General features: G+C 54.2%; 18 protein-coding genes and 1 pseudogene. 10 read left to right on the top strand and 9 right to left on the bottom strand.

Annotated elements, in window-relative coordinates; genetic code table 11:
* Nucleotides 1–7: 7 nt before the first annotated feature.
* Nucleotides 8–964, top strand: coding sequence for a GTPase (gene yjiA / locus OGV83_RS20315; protein WP_286464515.1), 957 nt, complete (start codon nucleotides 8–10; stop codon nucleotides 962–964).
* Nucleotides 965–1,076: 112 nt separating this feature from the next.
* Here the strand turns inward: yjiA and OGV83_RS20310 are convergent, their stop codons facing one another.
* From OGV83_RS20310 to OGV83_RS20295, 4 genes are all read right to left on the bottom strand, one after another.
* Nucleotides 1,077–2,141, bottom strand: a complete 1,065-nt coding sequence (locus tag OGV83_RS20310) for a DUF2955 domain-containing protein (protein WP_112001230.1) — start codon at nucleotides 2,139–2,141, stop codon at nucleotides 1,077–1,079.
* On the bottom strand, nucleotides 2,131–3,198 hold the full coding sequence (locus OGV83_RS20305; RefSeq protein ID WP_047459142.1) for an HlyD family secretion protein: 1,068 nt from the start codon (nucleotides 3,196–3,198) through the stop codon (nucleotides 2,131–2,133). The genes OGV83_RS20310 and OGV83_RS20305 overlap by 11 nt, the downstream gene beginning before the upstream one ends.
* Nucleotides 3,199–3,210: 12 nt before the next feature.
* The gene (locus tag OGV83_RS20300) at nucleotides 3,211–3,669 is read right to left on the bottom strand and encodes a MarR family winged helix-turn-helix transcriptional regulator (RefSeq protein WP_012134229.1); all 459 of its coding nucleotides are present in this window, start codon (nucleotides 3,667–3,669) and stop codon (nucleotides 3,211–3,213) included.
* Nucleotides 3,670–3,818: 149 nt separating this feature from the next.
* Entirely contained in the window at nucleotides 3,819–3,983 is a 165-nt protein-coding gene (locus tag OGV83_RS20295) for a DUF1127 domain-containing protein (RefSeq protein WP_071818873.1), read from the bottom strand.
* Between the two features lie 177 nt (nucleotides 3,984–4,160).
* On the opposite strand from OGV83_RS20295, the gene OGV83_RS20290 reads away from it, so the two are divergent.
* Complete coding sequence (locus OGV83_RS20290) at nucleotides 4,161–5,573, top strand: aminotransferase-like domain-containing protein (RefSeq protein ID WP_012134231.1); 1,413 nt, start codon at nucleotides 4,161–4,163, stop codon at nucleotides 5,571–5,573.
* 55 nt (nucleotides 5,574–5,628) lie between these two features.
* Here the strand turns inward: OGV83_RS20290 and OGV83_RS20285 are convergent.
* Nucleotides 5,629–6,063 (bottom strand): annotated as a pseudogene (locus OGV83_RS20285) (Rpn family recombination-promoting nuclease/putative transposase); the annotation flags it as partial.
* 166 nt (nucleotides 6,064–6,229) lie between these two features.
* Here OGV83_RS20285 and mdtM point away from each other — a divergent pair.
* The gene (mdtM, locus tag OGV83_RS20280; protein ID WP_049009412.1) at nucleotides 6,230–7,471 is read left to right on the top strand and encodes a multidrug efflux MFS transporter MdtM; all 1,242 of its coding nucleotides are present in this window, start codon (nucleotides 6,230–6,232) and stop codon (nucleotides 7,469–7,471) included.
* A 67-nt stretch (nucleotides 7,472–7,538) separates the two neighbouring features.
* Here mdtM and metC read toward each other — a convergent pair whose 3' ends face one another.
* Nucleotides 7,539–8,729: a cystathionine beta-lyase gene (metC, locus tag OGV83_RS20275; protein ID WP_219936051.1), complete on the bottom strand. Its 1,191-nt coding sequence runs from the start codon at nucleotides 8,727–8,729 to the stop codon at nucleotides 7,539–7,541.
* Between the two features lie 19 nt (nucleotides 8,730–8,748).
* A complete protein-coding gene (locus OGV83_RS20270; protein WP_047459152.1) occupies nucleotides 8,749–9,999 on the bottom strand; it encodes a dicarboxylate/amino acid:cation symporter in 1,251 nt (416 codons plus the stop codon).
* A gap of 226 nt (nucleotides 10,000–10,225) precedes the next feature.
* On the opposite strand from OGV83_RS20270, the gene OGV83_RS20265 reads away from it, so the two are divergent.
* The 7 genes from OGV83_RS20265 (at nucleotide 10,226) to trpS (ending at nucleotide 17,300) form a co-directional block, all read left to right on the top strand.
* Nucleotides 10,226–11,152, top strand: a complete 927-nt coding sequence (locus OGV83_RS20265) for a LysR family transcriptional regulator (protein WP_012134237.1) — start codon at nucleotides 10,226–10,228, stop codon at nucleotides 11,150–11,152.
* A gap of 41 nt (nucleotides 11,153–11,193) precedes the next feature.
* Nucleotides 11,194–12,474: a DUF445 domain-containing protein gene (locus OGV83_RS20260; RefSeq protein ID WP_058669144.1), complete on the top strand. Its 1,281-nt coding sequence runs from the start codon at nucleotides 11,194–11,196 to the stop codon at nucleotides 12,472–12,474.
* 82 nt (nucleotides 12,475–12,556) lie between these two features.
* A complete protein-coding gene (locus OGV83_RS20255) occupies nucleotides 12,557–13,708 on the top strand; it encodes a double-cubane-cluster-containing anaerobic reductase (protein WP_286451523.1) in 1,152 nt (383 codons plus the stop codon).
* Nucleotides 13,709–13,717: 9 nt separating this feature from the next.
* Nucleotides 13,718–14,485 (top strand): putative 2-hydroxyacyl-CoA dehydratase activator YjiL, encoded by a 768-nt coding sequence (gene yjiL / locus OGV83_RS20250; RefSeq protein ID WP_115182037.1) that lies wholly within the window; start codon nucleotides 13,718–13,720, stop codon nucleotides 14,483–14,485.
* The gene (locus tag OGV83_RS20245) at nucleotides 14,482–14,733 is read left to right on the top strand and encodes a putative Se/S carrier protein (RefSeq protein WP_115182038.1); all 252 of its coding nucleotides are present in this window, start codon (nucleotides 14,482–14,484) and stop codon (nucleotides 14,731–14,733) included. Before yjiL ends, OGV83_RS20245 begins: the two co-directional genes overlap by 4 nt.
* Before the next feature lie 115 nt (nucleotides 14,734–14,848).
* Entirely contained in the window at nucleotides 14,849–16,039 is a 1,191-nt protein-coding gene (locus tag OGV83_RS20240; protein ID WP_286464514.1) for an MFS transporter, read from the top strand.
* Between the two features lie 253 nt (nucleotides 16,040–16,292).
* Nucleotides 16,293–17,300: a tryptophan--tRNA ligase gene (gene trpS, locus OGV83_RS20235; RefSeq protein WP_115182039.1), complete on the top strand. Its 1,008-nt coding sequence runs from the start codon at nucleotides 16,293–16,295 to the stop codon at nucleotides 17,298–17,300.
* A 407-nt stretch (nucleotides 17,301–17,707) separates the two neighbouring features.
* Here the strand turns inward: trpS and OGV83_RS20230 are convergent, their stop codons facing one another.
* Nucleotides 17,708–18,970: an aromatic amino acid transporter gene (locus OGV83_RS20230; protein ID WP_012134247.1), complete on the bottom strand. Its 1,263-nt coding sequence runs from the start codon at nucleotides 18,968–18,970 to the stop codon at nucleotides 17,708–17,710.
* 106 nt (nucleotides 18,971–19,076) lie between these two features.
* Entirely contained in the window at nucleotides 19,077–20,447 is a 1,371-nt protein-coding gene (locus tag OGV83_RS20225; protein ID WP_047459198.1) for a tyrosine phenol-lyase, read from the bottom strand.
* Nucleotides 20,448–20,754: the final 307 nt, after the last annotated feature.

Raw genomic sequence — 20,754 nt, 5'->3', positions numbered from 1 at the left:
GGCACTGATGACCCCGATTGCAGTTACCCTACTCACCGGTTTTCTCGGCGCGGGTAAAACCACCCTGCTGCGCCACATTCTTAACGAAAAGCACGGCTACAAGATTGCCGTTATCGAAAACGAATTCGGCGAAGTTTCCGTTGACGATCAGCTGATTGGCGACCGCGCCACCCAGATCAAAACCCTGACTAACGGCTGCATTTGCTGCACCCGCTCCAGTGAACTGGAAGACGCGCTGTTAGACCTGCTCGACAATCTCGACCAGGGCAACATCCATTTCGACCGTCTGGTGATTGAGTGTACCGGCATGGCCGACCCCGGCCCGATTATTCAGACCTTTTTCTCCCATGACGTGATTTGCCAGCGCTACCTGCTGGACGGCGTGATTTCGCTGGTCGATGCGGTACACGCCGACGGGCAGATGAACCAGTTCACCATCGCCCAGTCGCAGGTCGGTTATGCCGACCGCATCCTGTTAACCAAAACCGACGTGGCGGGAGTTAGCGAAAAACTGCGTGAACGCTTAGCGCGCATCAACGCCCGCGCCCCGGTTTACACCGTCACGCACGGCGATATCGATCTCTCCCTGTTGTTCGACACCAACGGCTTTATGCTGGAGGAGAACGTAGTCAGCGCCAAACCGCGCTTCCACTTTATCGCCGACAAACAAAACGATATCTCATCAATTGTGGTGGAGCTGGATTATCCGGTAGACATCAGCGACGTTTCCCGCGTCATGGAAAACCTGCTGCTGGAGTCCGCCGAGAAACTGTTGCGCTACAAAGGAATGCTATGGATTGAAGGCGAACCGAACCGCCTGCTGTTCCAGGGCGTCCAGCGCCTGTACAGCGCCGACTGGGACCGCCCGTGGGGCGACGAACAGCCGCACAGCACGCTGGTGTTTATCGGCATTCAACTGCCGGAAGACGAGATCAGAGCCGCGTTTGCGGGGCTGAAGAAGTAACCCTCATTCTGGATTGCCCGGTGGCGCTGCGCTTACCGGGCCTGGAAATCCCGCTCCTTGTAGGCCGGATAAGGCGCAGCCGCCATCCGGCACTCACTCCCCCTCCCCCCACTCACTCAGTAATCACAAACCGCGTCGCTGCAAAGCAGTTGAGGATGCGGTGGACCAGAAACACCATCGTCAGCGTCGCTACCAGCGCGACGGTGACTGAAGTGATGCGGTACAGATCGCTGAACACCAGATCGCTGTCCGGGTGCAGGTTCTGGCCGAACATAATGCCGATGGTGGTGATACTGGCAAAACCGACGCCCGCGCCAACCTTTTCCATCACATGCAGACGAGCGCTGAAGCCTAGCCCGAGACCGATCAGCGGCATCATCAGCAGCATATGGTTGCTGAAGTCATAAATAAGCAGTTGCACCAGCAGAATATACAGGCAGGCCAGCACCACGCCGACGACGCGCCAGATCGAGCTGATCACCGCGCCACGATAGTGCATCGGAAACAAAATCAAAATTCCCGCCATCAGCGCCGACAACGAATCGCTCAAATCGCAGATCTGGAAAATCACAAAGATCATCGTCGCCACGGTGCCGGAAAGCAGCGACTCATGGCGAATACGGGCATCATCCTTCTCAATACGCGGCGGCAGCTGACGCGGTTCGACATCCGGGATCAGATAGTGCAGCAGCGCGCTCAGGGCTACCGCCATCACGCAGGCCTCCATATTGGAGAACATCAGCGTGTGCCAGTTGGTGCCAGGGTAACTCATAAAGTTGAGCATCGTGCTCTGGCACACCACGCCCATCGAACCGAGCAAAAACAGCGGCCCCTTGCTCATAAAACGAAAGCGCATCACGTACAGGCCAAACACCACCAGCGTCATAATTACCGGCCACTGCGAGAGATAGCCGACAATCAACACCATTTCAACGCAGTTCACCGCCGCGCTGAATACAAACTGACGAGCCACATGGCGGTTAAACACCGGCACCAGCGACAACAGCATCAGCGGATAAACCACAAAAAAGACGCCGTACTGCACGTTGTAGAAGGTCGAGATACTCAGCGCTATCGTCCCGGCAACGGAAATACGCACGGTCTGGCGAAAATCATTGGCGGTGTAGACAATATTCCCGTGCGGCGTAAAGACGTGGGCCAGGGTGTTAATAGACATAGTGAAGCCAGCTTACCAGGTGGATCTGCGCCCCTGCAAAGGTGCGGGCAAACATCCCCTCGCTGTTATACAACTGCACCGTAGCGCGAGCGCCGGTCGGCAGGGGGTTCTCCAGCGGGGTATCCAACGCAACGTGAATGCGCATACGCTGGGCATCGCGCACCCAGCGCGTCGACTGTTCCGGCTGCGACAGCTGTCCGTTAACCGCTTCCTGCCCGGCCAGAATCCCGGCGTCGCTGCTGGTCACATGCGCAGGAAACACTTTGCCCGGCATGGCGTCAAACACCACTGCGGCATCGGTATTTACGCGGGTGTGACGCAGGCTTTTCTCACGAAAATCGGCCACAATATCGGTCTGGTTACTGACCAGCGCCATCAAAGGCGTAGCGGCGGTGGCGTAAAGCCCAGGGTTGAGCTGGAGATTGCTCACCGTCCCGTCGGTTTCCGCCCGCACCTTCGTCCAGCCCAGGTTCAGCTGTGCCTCTTCCAGCGCATTGCGGTATTTTTGCAGCGTCACATTGCGACTGTCGTCGCGTTCACCGCGCTGGATCAGCAGGTTCTGGATACTGGCATTCAGCGCCGCCACCGACTGCTCGCTGGTCTGCCAGGTGGTGCGCACTTTATCCAGATCCGACTGCGAAACATTCTGCATCGCGCTCAGCCGCTGATAGCGGTCAAGCGTGAGCTTATCGTTGCGGGCGGTGTATTGCGCGGTGCGCAGGTTGGCGCGCGCAGAGGCGATCTGCGCATCCAGCTGTTGGTTGCTCAGTTTCGCCTGCTCAAAGGCAATCTGTGCGGCCTCAACTTTATTGATAAACGGCGTTGGGTCCAGTTCATACAACAGGTCGCCCTTTTTCACCTGGCTATTGTTGCGTACGTAGACGTGAGAGACATAGCCGGAGACGCGCGAGGAGACCGGCGTCACCACGCGCATCACGGTGGAATCCGGCGTCAGCGGGATCCAGATATCGGCAACAATAAACCAGGCGAATATTGCAAGGAAAGCGGCAATACTCACCCTTACCCAACGGGCAAATTTTTGTTCTGGGGTCATCATAGTTTTTTAGAGTTAATTATCTTCTTCGCGGATTAACCGCAGATTGCAGGCGATTTGATTTAATGTGGCGCTGAAGGCGGCAAGTTCCGCTTCCGGGATAGTTCGGGTGACGCGTTGCTGATAGGTCTCAATCACCCGGTTCAGTTCTTCCAGCCTTGAACGGCCTTGCGCTGTCAGCGTCAGCAGGCGGATGCGTTTGTCATATGGCGATGTTGAACGCACCAGATAGCCCTGTTTTTCCAGTTGCGTGAGGGTGCGCATCAGCGGCGGCAGCTCAATGCCCTGCACCTCCGCCAGTTCGCTGACCGAGACGTTATCACCCAACTGATGCAGTTGCATCAGCACCGTCCAGCTTGACTGCGTCAGGCCGGTATCGGTGATGGCAGCATCAATAATTGCACGCCACTGGCGTACCACCATTGCCATGCGCATCCCCATCGGACGGCGGGCAAACAGCTCATCTTCAGTCATCTCTCTTTCCCCTCTTAGCAGATGGGAAAATAATACTTATCAGGATAAGTATCAAGAAACAGCTAATAAGGAAGCATAAATTGATAAATTACGTGAATGTAAAAAAGGCCGGACTGAATACAGCCCAGCCTCTGTGGTGTTACGGGGGATCACTCAATCTGATCCCGTCGCAGCCCCACATCCTTTAACTGCTCATCGTTCATGCGTTGCAATACGCGCTGCGTCTGCGCCCGCAGTCGCCATCTTTTTATTGCCCGCCAGACCTGAACAAAACCAATAAACGGCTGTTTTGCGCGATTCTCGTGAAATTCCATACTCCACCTCCCCACCTGGTCAGAGGCTTTATCTTCCCGGATCTTCACCACCACAATACAGATTCAAAAAATACTTTTCTTTGCCATACAGATTGGCTAAAACGGTATCTGAACGCGATTTCGACCACCGTTCTGTACTGGTTTTTCCATCTGTATGGCAAGAGTGAGGGATACAGCATGACGCGTTACCAACATCTGGCTAATCTGCTGGCCGAGCGTATTGAGCAAGGGCTGTATCGCCACGGGGAAAAATTGCCCTCGGTGCGTAGCCTGAGTCAGGAGCATGGGGTGAGCATCAGTACCGTACAGCAGGCATATCAGACGCTGGAGACGTTGCAGCTTATCACTCCACAGCCGCGCTCCGGCTACTTTGTCGCCCCACGCAAGGCGCAACCGCCGGTGCCGCTGATGTCACGCCCGGTACAGCGACCGGTAGAGATCACCCAGTGGGATCAGGTGCTGGACATGCTGGAAGGGCACAACGACAAATCAATTATTCCTTTCAGCAGCGGCGTCCCCGATATCCACCAACCCAGCCTGAAACCGCTCTGGCGCGAACTAAGCCGCGTGGCGCAACATAACCTGGGGGCGGTGCTGGGCTACGATGAACTGGCCGGATACCGCGAACTGCGGGAACAGATCGCCCGCCTGATGCTTGACAGCGGTTCGGTCGTCAGCGCTGATGATATCGTTATCACCAACGGTAGCCAGAGCGGTTTGTCGCTGGCGCTGCTGACCGTCTGCCAGGCGGGTGATATTGTCGCCGTCGAATCCCCCGCCTATTACGGCACCATGCAGCTCCTGCGCGGCTTAGGAATAAAAGTCATTGAAATCCCGACCGACCCGGATACCGGTATCAGTATTGAAGCGCTGGAACTGGCGCTGGATCAATGGCCGATTAAAGGGGTTATCCTCGTACCAAACTGCAATAATCCCCTCGGGTTTATTATGCCGGACGCACGCAAACGGGCAGTGCTCAGCCTCGCGCAGCGCCACGATATTGTGATTTTTGAAGATGACGTGTATGGCGAGCTGGCGACGGATTACCCTCGCCCCCACACCATCCACTCCTGGGATATCGATGGTCGGGTGCTATTGTGCAGTTCGTTTACCAAATCCGTCGCGCCGGGCCTGCGCGTAGGCTGGGTCGCTCCGGGTCGTTACCACGATCGTCTGCTGCATATGAAATACGCCGTCATCGGCACCAACGTTCCCGCCACGCAGCTGGCGGCGGCCACCTTCGTCCGCGAGGGCCACTATCACCGTCATGTCCGGCGAATGCGCCAGATCTACCAGCGCAACATGGAGATCTATACCTGCTGGGTACGCGAATATTTTCCCTGCGGGATCTGCGTCACCCGACCAAAAGGCGGCTTTATGCTATGGGTCGAGCTGCCGGAGCATATCGATATGGTCTGCGTCGCCAGACAGCTATGCCGCCTGAAAATCCAGGTCGCGCCGGGGTCACTGTTTTCCGCCTCCGGGAAGTATCGCAACTGCGTGCGCATCAACTGTGCGTTACCGCCGAACGAGAAACATCGTGAAGTGATGCAAAAACTTGGAGAGGCGGTGAAAGTGGCGATGGAATAAGCCCGCCCGGCAGAACGGCGTTTACCGGGCCTGTGATGCGCTGGCGAATATGTGTTTAGTGGTTCAGTGCGATAACCTCTTCAACAGCAAGTCCGGTGATACGTAAAACCGTATCGCGATCGATGCCGTCTTCCAGCATTGTACGCGCGATACGCTGCGCCTCAGCCCGTTGGCCTTGCTGTAAGCCTTGCTGCATACCCTCCTGGCGACCCGCTTCATGTAATCGTTCAGCTATCGTCATCAGACTCTCCTTGTGTTGGGGGGAACGTTCGGCCACCTCGTGAATAAACTGGCTAAAACGAGATGCATCGCCGCACTGCATCATATAATTAAACAGCACTTTAAGCTGGCTGTCGGTAGTGTATCCCATCACCAAAAGTGAGGCCAGTTGCTCCACCAGCCCCATCAGGTCACGCTGGCGGATATGTTTTTGTATCAACTCCAGCAAGGCAATACGCCGATGTTGCATGATCTCACTATCCGGCGTCACCTTACCTTGTCAGGATGCCAACGACATTCGGTATTATGCGTTGCTGCGAGGCGCTATCAACGATAAATTCACCTTTCTGCAAGGCGTACATTTTTTCTGAATACGCCACGCAGAAATGTTTCACTGTACCCGTTCAGGGTTTTCTCCGACATGGAGTGCGATTTATATGCAACGGATACGTCAATTCTTCTCCCGGCGCGCGACAACGCTATTTTTCCCGATGGCGCTGATTCTGTACGACTTTGCCGCCTATCTGTCGACGGATTTGATTCAGCCGGGCATCATCCATGTCGTGCATGATTTCAATGCCGATGTCAGCCTGGCTCCGGCATCCGTCAGTCTCTATCTGGCCGGAGGGATGGCATTGCAGTGGTTGCTCGGCCCGCTTTCCGACCGGATTGGCCGCCGACCGGTGCTGATTACGGGCGCGCTTATTTTCACCGTTGCCTGCGCCGCCACGCTCCTTACAACGTCGATGACGCAGTTTCTGGTCGCGCGTTTCATTCAGGGCACCAGCATCTGTTTTATCGCCACGGTCGGTTACGTTACCGTGCAGGAAGCCTTCGGCCAGACCAAAGCCATAAAACTGATGGCGATCATCACCTCAATAGTTCTGGTTGCGCCGGTTATCGGCCCGCTCTCAGGCGCTGCGCTAATGCACTTTGTTCACTGGAAAGCCCTGTTCGGCATTATTGCACTGATGGGGCTGATCGCCCTGTGCGGCCTGGCGCTGGCGATGCCAGAGACGGTACAACGCGGCGCGGCGCCGTTTAGCATTCCCGCCGTCCTCCGCGATTTTCGCCATGTCTTTCACAACCGGATTTTCCTCTTCGGCGCCGCAACGCTTTCGCTGAGCTACATCCCGCTAATGAGTTGGGTGGCGGTCTCGCCAGTAATCTTAATCGACGCGGGCGGCATGACTACCGCGCAGTTCGCCTGGGCGCAGGTGCCGGTGTTTGGCGCGGTAATCATCGCCAATATGATGGTCGCTCGGGTGGTGAAAGATCCCGGCGATCCGCGTTTTATCTGGCGCGCGCCGCCGATACAGCTTGTCGGTCTGGCCATCCTGATCGCAGGAAATCTGTTGTGGCCTCATGTCTGGCTGTGGTCAGTGCTGGGCACCAGTCTGTACGCTTTCGGGATCGGGATGATTTTCTCGACGTTGTTCCGCTTTACGCTGTTTTCCAACACTCTGCCTAAAGGCACCGTCTCAGCGTCGCTGAATATCGTCATCCTGACAGTCATGGCCGTCGCTATCGAAGTCGGACGCGGGTTGTGGTTTAACGGCGGCAAGATTCCGTTTCATCTGCTGGCGGTGGTGGCAGGAATTGCGGCGGTGTTCACATTGAAAGGGCTATTACAGCGCGTGCGTCAGTATGAGGTAACAGAACTGGCAACTGAGAAATAAACTCATGCCTGATGGCGCTACGCTTATCTGCGCCGACAGCAGGCCCCGCTATACGGGGCCTGCTTTTTTAAGCGATACGCGCAAACCCGGCGTCCAGGTCTGCGATAAGGTCGCCCACATCTTCCAGCCCGATATGCACCCTGACCAGCGTGCCGCTGAAATCCACATCGCCAGCAGGACGGATACTGTTCAGCTCTTCCGGTTGGTTCGCCAGAATCAACGACTCAAATCCGCCCCATGAGTAGGCCATATGGAACAGCGAGAAGTTATCGAGGAAATTTGCCATCTGCTCATCGGTCAGCCGCTTTTTCAGCACGAATGAAAACAGGCCAGAGCTACCGGAAAAGTCACGCCGGAAGTACTCATGTCCAGGGCACTCCGGCAGCGCCGGGTGGTTCACTCGCGCCACTTCCGGGCGAGCCGACAGCCAGCGGGCAATCTGAATACTGCTCTCCTGGTGCTGCTTCAGGCGAACTGACAGCGTGCGTAAACCGCGGCTGCCGTTATAAGCAGTATCAGCATCCAGCGTCTGCCCCATCAGATAAGAGTTCTCCCGCAGACGATCCCAGCAGCGGGCGTTAGACACTGCTGTTCCCAGCATACCGTCGGAATGGCCGATGGTGTATTTAGTACCCGCCTGAATTGAAATGTCCACGCCGTAGTCGAGCGCCTTAAACAGCACGCCGGCCGCCCAGGTATTGTCGATCATAATGACAATCTCCGGGTTCACCGTACGGATCGCCTTCACCATGCCCGGTACATCCTGAACTTCCATAGTGATGGAACTGGGTGATTCGAGGAACACCACTTTGGTCTCCGGGCGGATCAAATCGACAATGCCCGCGCCAATCAGCGGATCGTAATACGTCGTTGATACATCAAACTTGCTCAGAATCTTATTGCAAAAGTCCTGCGTGGGTTCATAGGCCGCACCGGTCATCAGGAGATGATCGCCGCCCTGCACAAAGGCGAGAATCGCATTCGTCACCGCCGCTGCGCCGCAAGGATAGAGCGCACAGCCAACGCCGCCTTCCAGCTCACTCATCGCCTTCTGAAACGCGAAGTGGGTATAAGTACCACGGCGACCATAGAACAGCTCGCCGTTCGCACGATTGGCCGTCGCAAATTTTTTGTCCTTCACGGTATCAAACACCAGTGAAGAAGCGCGCTGGATCACCGGGTTCACCGCTCCCTGGGTATAACGTTTGTCGCGTCCGGCGATAATTAACTGCGTGTCGAGCTTAACTGAATCTTTCATAACGTCTCCTGTTACATCCTTAATCCATGCGGAAAGCCGGGACTACTGCGTCCGTGGTGTTGATATCAGCGTTCACCGGTTTCTTTCCGGCGAAGCGCTCCACAATCTGCGCCGCGTTCAAATCATGAATTACGTTGATAAGCGTTGCTGGCGCATCCGTAATCGTGCCCAGCACCACCAGCATTGGAATGGCCTCCATCGGCAACCCCAGCGTGGTGACAATAAAGATCTCACCGAGGAATGCGCCGCCAGGGACGCCGCCGACGATAATCGCCGAAAGTACAGCAATCAGCATCGTCAGGAAGAACGTTTCGGTGGTGAACTCCATGCCTAAAACGGAATAGATAAAAACAATCTTCAATGCGGCAATCATCGCCACGCCGCCCTTATTGAGGTTAACCAGCAGCGGGATGGAGACATCAACGATTTCCGGGTTAATGCCCATCGCCTTACCCGCACGCAGAGTCACCGGCAGCGTGCCGAGCGAGGAACACGTCCCCAGCGCGGTCACCGAAGGTTCAATGGCGTTACGCCAGAAGGCCTTCACCGCAGGTAGCCCGCCGCCAATGTAAGAGTAAAGAACAGAACCGAAGATGTAGTAAACCAGCGTGGCAACCATGAACAGGCCGATAGCCCGGGCAAAGGTCAGCAACAGGCCGGAGTCCTGACTGGCCATCGTCGCAGCGAAGTAACAGCCGAGGCCGATGGGAGCCACCTTCATGATGATCGCCACAATCTTCATGATCACCGTGTTGGCGTCTTCCAGCAGTGAGGCGATACGTTTGCCCGCCTGTTCTGATTGCCCAATGGCGATCCCGGCGATAATCGCCATCACGATCAGCGCCAGAATATTCGATTTAGAAAACAGTCCGATAAAGTCGCTGGTGGTGATCATACTGACAAAATCCATCTTGCCGCTGCCCGCCTGCACGGATTGCGAAAGATCGATAGTCACCCCCTGCGCCGGGTTATACCAGAGCGCGAGCGCCACAATTCCGGCGGCCGGAATAAAAGCCATCGCGATAGAGACGATAAAGATAATCGCCATAATGCGTCCCAGACGTTTCAGATCGGTCATGCTGGCGATAGAAGACATTACGCTGATCCCCACCAGCGGAACGATAATCATAAATAACAGGTTCAGGAAAATCTGACCTATCGGCTGGAGTTGACTTGCAAACGTCGGAGCATAAATACCTAGTAAGCCGCCGACAACCAGAGCGAGTAATAAAATAAGTGAAGATCTGTAGGGTTCGAGTCGTGACCACATAACAGGCACCTTTTAATTTAAATTATATTAAATGAGATTAAATTCACAATTTTTCGCGTTCTTTCTTTTGCCTCCTGTTTAATTTGTGACATAACTCACTTAAGTTGTTATTTTTTCATTTTGTCAGCAAGTTATTTCCTGTGATTCAATAGTTACATGTTTCAAACGCGAATGTAACGGCCTATTCGTACCGTTTTTGCAAATCACTTGTGAATAAAAGGAAACAATGAACACATCCATTTCCCTGAAGCATTTAGAGTTTTTTATCAAGATTGTGGATTGCGGTGGATTATCTGAAGCCGCTGCCCAGCTTAACGTGTCACCTTCAGCGGTAAGTAAAAGTCTGGCAGCAATGGAAGATACGCTGGGTACAACGTTAATTAAACGTACCACCCGCAGTATTACCCTGACCGATGCCGGGCAATATTTATTTAACCGTGCGACTAAATTACTCAACGAGTTTGATGAAACCTTAAATACCACTTCCGGTTATTATCACAGCCCGCAAGGTGAATTACGCATAACCTGTTCAATTGCCTTTGGATATTCCCGATTAGTTAATCTGGTGGATAAATACCGTACTCAATATCCAGACGTGAATCTCTACATCGACCTCAACGATAATTTTGTGAATCTGAACGAAACGGATTTCGATATCGCTCTGCGCATCTCCACCGCGCCGCCGCAAAACTATGCCATGCGCAAGCTGGTGCCGATCCGCTGGGCGTGGTGCGCCTCCCCCGGCTATCTGGCGAAAAAAGGGATGCCGCAGCGTCGCGTCGAGCTGGTGAATCATGATTGCCTGGTCTATCCCGGACTCACCCCGGTGCTTAAAGTGGCGGACGAGCAGGAGCGCCTGCACCAGTTAAAGCTGCATATGCCGATCCAGGCCAACAGCAGTCTGGTATTGCTAAAATCGGTGCTGGAAGACCAGGGCGTGGCTTATCTGCCGACCTACCTGATTGGCGATCACATCCAGAAAGAGGAGATCACGCCTCTGATGCTCGACGGCACCATCACCTGCGAAACGCACGCCCTTTATGCGCTCTATTTCCCGAGTAAATACAGCAACCCGAAGGTGCGTTCGTTTATCGATTTTCTGGTGGCGGAACTGGGAACCTTGCCTGCATGGGATAACTGGATCCCGGGATGATCTTTTGCACGATCCCCCCGTCTGGCTCTATCCTTAACGCTATGAATAAAATTGCTGAACTCAAACGCGCCAAACGACTGGCGCTCTCGCTGCTGCTGATTGCCGCCGCCACGTTCATCACGACGCTTTTCCTGCCGCCAAATTTTTGGGTACTCGGCATTAAAGCCATTGCGGAAGCGGCAATGGTGGGCGCACTGGCGGACTGGTTCGCCGTCGTGGCGCTGTTTCGTCGGGTGCCGATCCCGTTTATCGCGCAGCATACCGCCATTATCCCGCGTAATAAGGATCGAATCGGCGAAAATCTTGGCCAGTTCGTGCAGGAGAAATTTCTTGATACCCAGTCGCTGGTCGCGCTCATTCGCCGTCATGAACCGGCCTTGCTGATCGGCAACTGGTTCAGTCAGCCGGATAACGCCCGGCGGGTTGGGATGCATTTGCTGCAAATCATGAGCGGTTTTCTCGAACTGACGGACGACGCCCGTATTCAGCGCCTGCTCAAGCGGGCGGTACACAAAGCGATCGATAAAGTGGACTTCTCTGGCACCAGCGCGTTAATGCTGGAGAGTATGACCAAAAACGATCGTCATCAGGTACTGCTGGACACCCTGATCGCGCAGTTGATCGCCCTGCTTCAGCGCGACAGCTCACGCGCGTTTATCGCGCAGCAAATCGTGCGCTGGCTGGAGACGGAACATCCGCTAAAAGCAAAAATTTTACCGACCGAATGGCTGGGGGAACACAGCGCAGAACTGGTTTCCGATGCGGTGAATTCGCTGCTGGATGATATCAGCCACGACCAGGCGCACCAGATCCGCCACGCCTTCGATCGCGCCACCTTTAAGCTGATCGACAAACTCAAAAACGATCCAGAGATGGCCTCCCGGGCGGAAAGCATCAAAGCGTACCTGAAAGAAGATGAGGCGTTTAACCATTATCTTGGTGAACTCTGGGCTGATTTACGCCAGTGGCTGAAGGCAGATATTAACGCAGAGGGTTCCCGCGTGAAGCAGCGGATCGCCCATGCCGGGCAATGGTTCGGCGAAACGCTGGTGGCGGATGATGCCCTTCGCGCTTCGCTCAACGGCCATCTGGAACAGGCTGCGCACCGGGTCGCGCCGGAGTTCGCCGCGTTTCTGACGCGCCACATCAGCGACACGGTAAAAAGCTGGGATGCCCGCGATATGTCACGCCAGATAGAGCTGAACATCGGCAAAGATTTGCAGTTTATCCGCGTCAACGGCACGCTGGTCGGCGGCTCCATCGGGCTGGTGTTGTATCTGCTGTCACAAATACCGTCCCTGCTGACGTTACCCAACTTTTAAGCAGATCAATAAACACCTGGTTTTTACAGGGTTATAATGCGTGGTCTTTTCATTGTCTCCCGTGTTACGGGGAAGGAAAACCATGTCGCTTATCACCGATCTACCCGCCATTTTTAACCAGTTCTCCGACGCCCGTCAGAAAGGCTTTCTCACCGTCATGGATCTTAAAGAACAGGGGGTTCCACTGGTCGGCACCTACTGCACGTTTATGCCGCAGGAGATCCCAATGGCGGCGGGCGCGGTTGTCGTTTCCCTGTGTTCAACGTCGGACGAAACCATCGAAGAAGCCGAAAAGGATCTGCCGCGCAACCTGTGTCCGCTGATCAAAAGCAGCTACGGCTTCGGCAAAACGGACAAATGCCCCTACTTTTATTTTTCCGATCTGGTGGTGGGCGAAACCACCTGCGACGGCAAAAAGAAAATGTACGAATACATGGCCGAATTTAAGACAGTACACGTCATGCAACTGCCCAACAGCGCCAATGACGCCGCCTCCCGTGCGTTATGGAAAGCAGAGATCCTGCGTCTGCAACAGGCTGTGGAAACGCGTTTTGGCCGCCCCATCAGCGAAACCGCCCTGCGCGACGCGATCGTATTGAAAAACCGCGAACGCCGCGCGCTGGCCAATTTCTACCGCGTCGGCCAGCTTAATCCTCCTGCTCTTAGCGGCAGCGATATCCTGAAAGTGGTGTACGGCGCGACGTTTCGTTTTGATAAAGAAGCGCTTATCGACGAGCTCAACGGCATGGCTGACCGCGTGCGCCAGGAGTGGCAGGACGGCAAGCGGCTGGACGCCCGCCCGCGCATTCTGATCACCGGCTGCCCGATTGGCGGCGCGGCAGAAAAAGTGGTACGCGCCATTGAAGAAAACGGCGGTTGGGTCGTCGGATTTGAAAACTGCACGGGGGCAAAAGCCACCGAACAGTGCGTTGAAGAGACGGGCGATGTCTATGACGCGCTGACCGACAAATACCTCGCAATTGGCTGTTCCTGCATTTCGCCCAACGACCAGCGGCTGACGTTGCTCAGCCAGATGGTAGAGGAGTATCAGGCGGACGGTGTCGTGGATGTGATTTTGCAGGCCTGTCATACCTATGCCGTTGAGTCTATGGCGATTAAGCGCCACGTACGCCAACAGCACAACATCCCTTATATCGCCATCGAAACGGACTACTCCACTTCGGATATCGGGCAACTCAGCACCCGCGTCGCGGCCTTTATCGAAATGCTGTAAGGAGCGCCCGTGACGTATTCGATTGGCATTGATTCCGGCTCCACGGCGACAAAAGGCGTTTTGCTGGCGGAGGGCGTTATCACACGCCGTTTCCTCTGCCCCACGCCGTTTCGCCCCGCCGATGCTATCCACGAGGCGTGGGAAACGCTAAACGCAGGGCTGGACACGCGCCCGTTTCTGACGCTAACCGGCTACGGACGCCAGTTGGTTGATTTTGCCGATAAACAGGTGACAGAAATCTCCTGTCACGGGCTGGGGGCACGCTTTCTGGCTCCTGAAACCCGCACGGTCATCGACATTGGCGGCCAGGACAGCAAGGTTATTCAGCTGGATAACGACGGTAATCTCACCGACTTTCTGATGAATGATAAATGTGCCGCCGGAACCGGGCGTTTTCTGGAGGTGATTTCGCGCACCCTCGGCGCCAGCGTGGATCAACTGGATACGATCACCGACGGCATTGAGCCTCATGCTATCACCAGCATGTGCACGGTTTTTGCCGAGTCTGAAGTGATCAGCCTGCGCTCTGCGGGCGTTGCGCCAGAAGCCATTCTTTCCGGCGTGATCAACGCGATGGCCAGACGTAGCGCCAATTTTATCGGCCGACTGTCTGCCGGGGGACCTTTGCTGTTTACCGGCGGCGTCAGCCACTGTGCGGCATTCGCGCGTATGCTGGAAAGACACGTTGCGATGCCGGTTTACACCCATCCTGACGCGCAGTTTGCCGGGGCCATTGGTGCGGCGCTGATTGGTCAACGCCAGAGAAAACGCGGATGACGGAATATCTGTTTTTATTTCATTCGACGGTGGGCGTCATTCAGACCCGCAAAGCGCTTCAGGCTGCGGGAATGACCTTTCGGGTGGCGGATATTCCGCGCCAGCTACGCGGCGGCTGCGGGTTATGTATTTACCTGCACTGCCCCCCCGGCGAAGAAACGCAGTGGATTATCCCCGGTCATACCGAATCCATCTATCGCTGCGTGGATGATGGCTGGCACTGCGTAAAAACGATCGACGCCTGCTGAATTTCCCAACGCATATGCCTTGCCGGGCCCTCACACGCCTCTATTTTTTACTTTTTATTATCATTTACACATGTAATATAACAAACACAAATTAACGCGCTAAGTGAGAGCAAGTATGGTTCAGGGCAATGCCGATTCAAACCGTCATGCCATCAGTACGGCACTCTTCGGCTTAATGGTACTGACGCTGGGAATGGGGATCGGACGTTTTCTGTATACCCCGATGCTACCGGTCCTGCTGTCTGAAGGTCAGTTTACCTTCGCGGCGCTTTCCTGGATTGCCAGCGCCAACTACGCGGGGTATCTGGCGGGCAGCCTGTTGTTCTCCTTCGGCGCCTTTCACCTCCCCTCTCGCTTACGGCCAATGCTGTTGACATCGGCGGTAGCAACCGGGGGATTAATCCTTGCGATGGCGATATTTACGCAACCTGCCATCGTGATGCTGATCCGTTTTCTGGCCGGGGTCGCCAGCGCCGGAATGATGATTTTTGGCTCGATGATCGTCCTGCAACATACCCGTCACCCGTTTGTGATTGCGTCGCTTTTCTCCGGCGTTGGCGCCGGTATCTTGCTGGGCAACGAGTATGTTATCGCCGGTTTACGCTATGCGCTTTCTTCCCATGCGCTGTGGTCAGGCGCTGCCGTTATCTCCGCCGTGTTACTGCTGCTCCTGGCGTTCCTTATCCCTGCCCGCGCCCACGCGTTGCCGCCCGCTCCTCCGGCGCCGACGCATCATCCGCTGATGCGCTGGTGGCAACTGGCGCTGCTATATGGCTTCGCCGGATTTGGCTACATCATCGTCGCCACCTATCTGCCGCTAATGGCGAAAAACGTGGGCTCGCCGCTACTCACCGCCCATCTTTGGTCACTGGTGGGACTGGCGATCGTTCCCGGTTGTTTTGGCTGGCTGTGGGCGGCAAAGCGCTGGGGCGTATTACAATGCCTGACGGCGAATCTGCTGATTCAGGGAGTCTGCGTCATACTCACGCTCGCCAGCGACGCACTGCCGCTTCTTATTATCAGCAGCATTGGTTTTGGCGCGACGTTCATGGGGACAACCTCGCTGGTGATGCCGCTGGCGCGGCAGCTGAGCGTGCCGGGGAATATCAATCTGTTGGGTCTTGTCACACTCACCTACGGCATCGGTCAGATCGTCGGCCCACTGTTAACCAGCCTGTTAGGCAGCGGCACGGAGGCGATCGCCAGCGCAACGCTTTGCGGCGCTGCGGCCTTATTTTTCGGCGCCGTCATCAGCATGATTCAACTTGTTAAGCAGCGGCAGTTTACGCAAAAAAGAGAATGCTGAAGAGCGCTGATGGCAAGCAGAGTGAACAGGTTGCCCATTAACAACCCTGACATAGCAGGTTTACCCCTGCGCTTAACCGTGATACGGTCATTTTTATGAACAAACAGACTGCGATTCCCCAACGCCATAACCGCTGGTGGCTGCCTGACTAAAGGCGGCACGGTTCTGTTTTATCCCCGTATTAATAGCCGCCGAAAGGCGGCTATTGCGTTCCAGAGACGTCTTTCGGTTTTTTCACGTAAAGGAGTCTTTGATGAACACAAAACCCACCATTCTGACCGGCGATCGCCCTACGGGCACCCTGCACCTCGGGCACTACGTTGGCTCACTGCGCCAGCGCGTTGCTTTGCAGCATACCCATCAACAATTTGTGCTGATTGCCGACCTGCAAGGGCTGACCGATAACGGTACGAACCCGCAAAAGATCCGCGACAACATCCCGGAAGTGCTGGCGGATTATCTGGCTGCCGGAATCGACCCTGAACTCACCACGCTCTGCCTGCAATCCGCCTTACCTGCACTGGCGGAACTGACCATGCTGTATATGAATGTCGTCACTGTCGCCCGCGTAGAGCGTAATCCGACGGTGAAAAATGAAATTGCGCAGAAAGGCTTTACCCGCTCGTTACCGGTCGGATTTATGGTCTACCCCATCAGCCAGGCGGCGGATATCACCGCGTTTAAAGCGGAATATGTGCCCGTAGGAGACGATCAGTTGCCGATGATCGAGCAGACTAACGAAATCGTACACAAGATGAACAGCCTGCTGCCTGCCCCACTGCTACGTCACTGTCAGGCGATTCTGAGCGACACCGGCCGCCTGCCCGGCATCGATGGCGGCGCTAAAATGTCAAAATCTCTCGGCAATACCCTGCAACTCTCCGCCAGTGAAGAGACGATCCACAAAGCGGTTAGCGCCATGTACACCGATCCTCACCACCTTAACGTCAGCGATCCGGGTCAGATCGAAGGAAATGTCGTGTTCACCTGGCTGGATGCCTTTCACCCGGACAAAACGAAAGTCGCGGCGATGAAAGCGCATTATCAGCAGGGCGGGCTTGGCGATCGCACCTGTAAAAACGAACTGGAAACCTGTTTGCAGGAGTTGATTGCCCCAATGCGCGAGCGGCGGGCAACCTATATTCAGGATAAAGGCATGCTGATGCAGATACTGCAACAAGGCAGTGAACGGGCGCATGAGGTCACACAGACAACGCTACGGGAAGTGAAACGCGGGCTGGGATTGCCCGTACTATTTTAACGCTTGTCAACCCGGCGGCAGGGTTGCCGATCGTGTTACTCCTCCACATTTTGCAGAGTGAACAAAAAGCTTTACACCACGCACACGATAAGAACGATGCGGCGATCTTTTACGCAATGCCTGCGCTGACTAAAATAGCGCCTGCATTTTAAACAGAGGATTGTTGTTATGTTGTTCTGGAAAAAGATGGTGAAGAAGATCGACGCATTCTCAACGTTGATTCCACCACGCTACTTCCGGGTGTAAATCCAGGCAGGCCTGTCAGCGACAGGCCTGATTGCTTTTGTGAGTTTTATTCTTGCGCAGTCCGCATTTTCTTAACACCACCACCCACACCCTCAGCCAGGCGTAACGATAAACCAGCGGATGCTGTAACCTGAGTAATGTCAGAAACATAGCGCCTCCCGCTAACGGAACGTCGGCAGCAAACCAAACACATCCAGCACCACCGTCAGATACACAATCCCTCCGCCGACAATTACCAGATTCAGCACCGTATTGTTACAGGGGGCGGTATAACGCGCCGTGGCAAAACGCTTACGGGACGCTTTCACCAGAAATGGCGGCAGGATCACGCTCCAGATGGTAAACGCCAGTCCCGCATAGCCAATCGCGTGGACAAAACCATTCGGGAAAAAGAAACAGACGGCAGCGGGCGGGAAATAGGTCACCAGCGCGGTTTTCAGTCTGCCGATGCCGTTATCCGGGAAGTGGAACAGATCGGCAATATAATCAAACAGACCCAGCGTAGCGGCCAGCAGCGAACTGGCAACGGCAAAGTTACCGAAAAAGGTCAGGATTAAATCCATATAGCGACTGGTAAACAGCCCACTGATGGCTTCCACAAACACATCAATATTGCCGCCTTTGGCAATGATCGGCGAAAACTCGGCGCGGCTGATATTGCCCATCGTCACCGCCAGCCAGAAGATATAGAGCAGCACGGCAAACAGGGTGCCAATCACGATGGAGCGCGTAATATGGGACACGCCGTGGGTGCCATACAGTTTCACCAGACTCGGCACATTGCCGTGAAAACCAAAGGAGATAATGCAGAACGGCAGCGTCATCAGAATATAGGGAAGATATTGCGTATTCGGCAGTGCGATGGCGACGCTATCGACCAGTTTCGCCACCTCAATATGGCCGATTAGCCCGGAGAACGTGGCAAAGAACGCCACAAACTTACCGACGATCAGAATGGTGGTGATCCGCCCGACCAGCAGCGAGCTGTACCAGGCGATTACGCCAACCAGCATACTGACGACAATAACGGAGATGTTTGCCGGGAAACGAAAACCGCTATATTTAAACACCGTCTGCGCCATCACCGCCGATGACCCGGAGATATACGCATAGGTTAAAATATAGAGTACAAAACCAAAGGCGATGCCAACCACGATATTCCACTTTCGCCCTAATAGATCCTGAGTAAAGGTGTTAAAACTGGCTCCGGCACCATAGTGAAGGTTCACTTCAACCAGCATCAGGCCGGTTAATAACATCATGATGGCAATAACGATCAGAATAACAGAGGCGCCGGGAAACCAGACTCCCGCCATCGCAATAGGCAGGGAGAACATTCCCCCGCCGACTACCGTTGCGATGACAAGCATCGTCCCGCTAATAAGTCCGGGGGAACTCTGTCGTTCAATGGCATTAATATCCATGATAAATGTTCCTGTTGACTATTAATTATAATTACGGCTGTCATTTGTACATCTTCGGATAATAAAAAACAAAAAGCCCCATTTAAAAATGGGGCTATCAATATCATTAAATATAATCAAAACGTGCAGTAAAGAAGCGCAACTGCTTAGGCTCATAAATAAACTTCAGCCCGCGAATATCCTCTTTATGCTTATAGAGTTTAATAATGCCATCGGCCACCACATCCATATGCGCATAAGTATAAACGCGGCGTGGAATAGTCAGGCGTACCGTTTCCAGTTTTGGCCGGTGGTGATCGCCCGTCTCTTTATTACGCCCTGCGGAGATGATGCCACGCTCCATGCTGCGCACGCCCGTTTCCATATAGATGCTTGCCGCCAGACTCTGCGCCGGGAACTGATCCTGGGTCAGGTGTTCGCAGAAGCGACGAGCATCGAGGAATACCGCATGGCCGCCTACCGGTTCAACAATCGGCACACCTGCCGCCTTCAGCTTATCGCCCAGATAACGAACCTGCTTCACACGGTGCTCAATGTACTCAAACTGCATGGATTCACGCAGACCAATGGCCATTGCTTCCATGTCGCGCCCGGCCAGACCGCCGTAGGATGGCATCCCTTCATATACCACCACCAGCTCTTTAGCCGCCGAGAACATCTCATCATCGTTCATGCACAGGAACCCGCCGATATTCACCAGGCAGTCTTTTTTCCCGCTCATGGTACACCCATCGGCGTAGCTGAACATTTCATGGACGATCTCTTTGATGCTCTTGTTCTCAAAGCCTTTTTCCTGCTCTTTGATGAAATAGGCGTTCTCTACGCAGCGGGTTGCATCGTAGAAGACTTTAATGCCATGCGCCTGCGTCAACTCCCTGACGGCACGCATATTCGTCATCGAGACCGGCTGACCGCCCGCAAGGTTCACCGTCACCGCCAGACAGATATAGGCAATATTTTCGGCGCCCTTTTCGTCAATCAGTTTTTGCAGCTTTTTAAGATCGATATCGCCTTTAAAGGCGATATTCAGACCGGCATCGTGCGCCTCATCACGGACGATATCCACAAAGGTGGCGCCATTTTTTTCCTGATGATAACGCGTGGTGGTGAAATACATATTCCCTGCAACATATTGCCCCGGTTTAATCGCCAGCTGCGATAGCAGGTTTTCCGCCCCGCGCCCCTGGTGCGTAGGAACAATATGTTTAAAGCCAAACAGCTCCTGAACCGTTCTTTCCAGATGATAAAAGTTTTCACTGCCTGCGTAGGCCTCATCACCAATCATCATCCCGGCCCACTGCTTATCACTCATGGCGTTCGTACCACTGTCCGTCAGCAGGTCGATATAGATATCTTTCGAGTTCAACAGGAAGGTATTGTAGCCCGCTTCCTGCATTTTTTGGATGCGCTCATCACGCGAGATCATAGATACAGTTTCAACGCTTTTAATACGGAAGGGTTCTGCCGGATAATTCATTTTGTTTCTCCAGTTAACAGTGGTCATGTTCGTATTAATGTGAAGTAAAGCATACCTGGCCCATCAATAAAGTTTGATGGAATATAACTATCCGCCTCCTGATTCAGGGGGAGAAATAATGTGAGGGCACTATGCAAGATTTAATTCATGAAGAAAATAGCTCCGTCAATATTCGCCATTGGCGTAAATCATAAAATCTGTAAATACGCGTGATTTAAATCACATAGCATTTTTTTACTGACTCAATTTCAACAAGTTATTTTTTATCTTTTGAATTGCAGTTTCCCTCCAGACGCGGTAAAAGAGA

It is taken from the genome of Citrobacter sp. CK189 (genome assembly GCF_030333505.1).
Lineage (GTDB): Bacteria > Pseudomonadota > Gammaproteobacteria > Enterobacterales > Enterobacteriaceae > Citrobacter_B > Citrobacter_B koseri.
The sequence above is the reverse complement of the archived record's forward strand: the minus strand, read 5'-3'. Positions and strand labels throughout refer to the sequence as shown.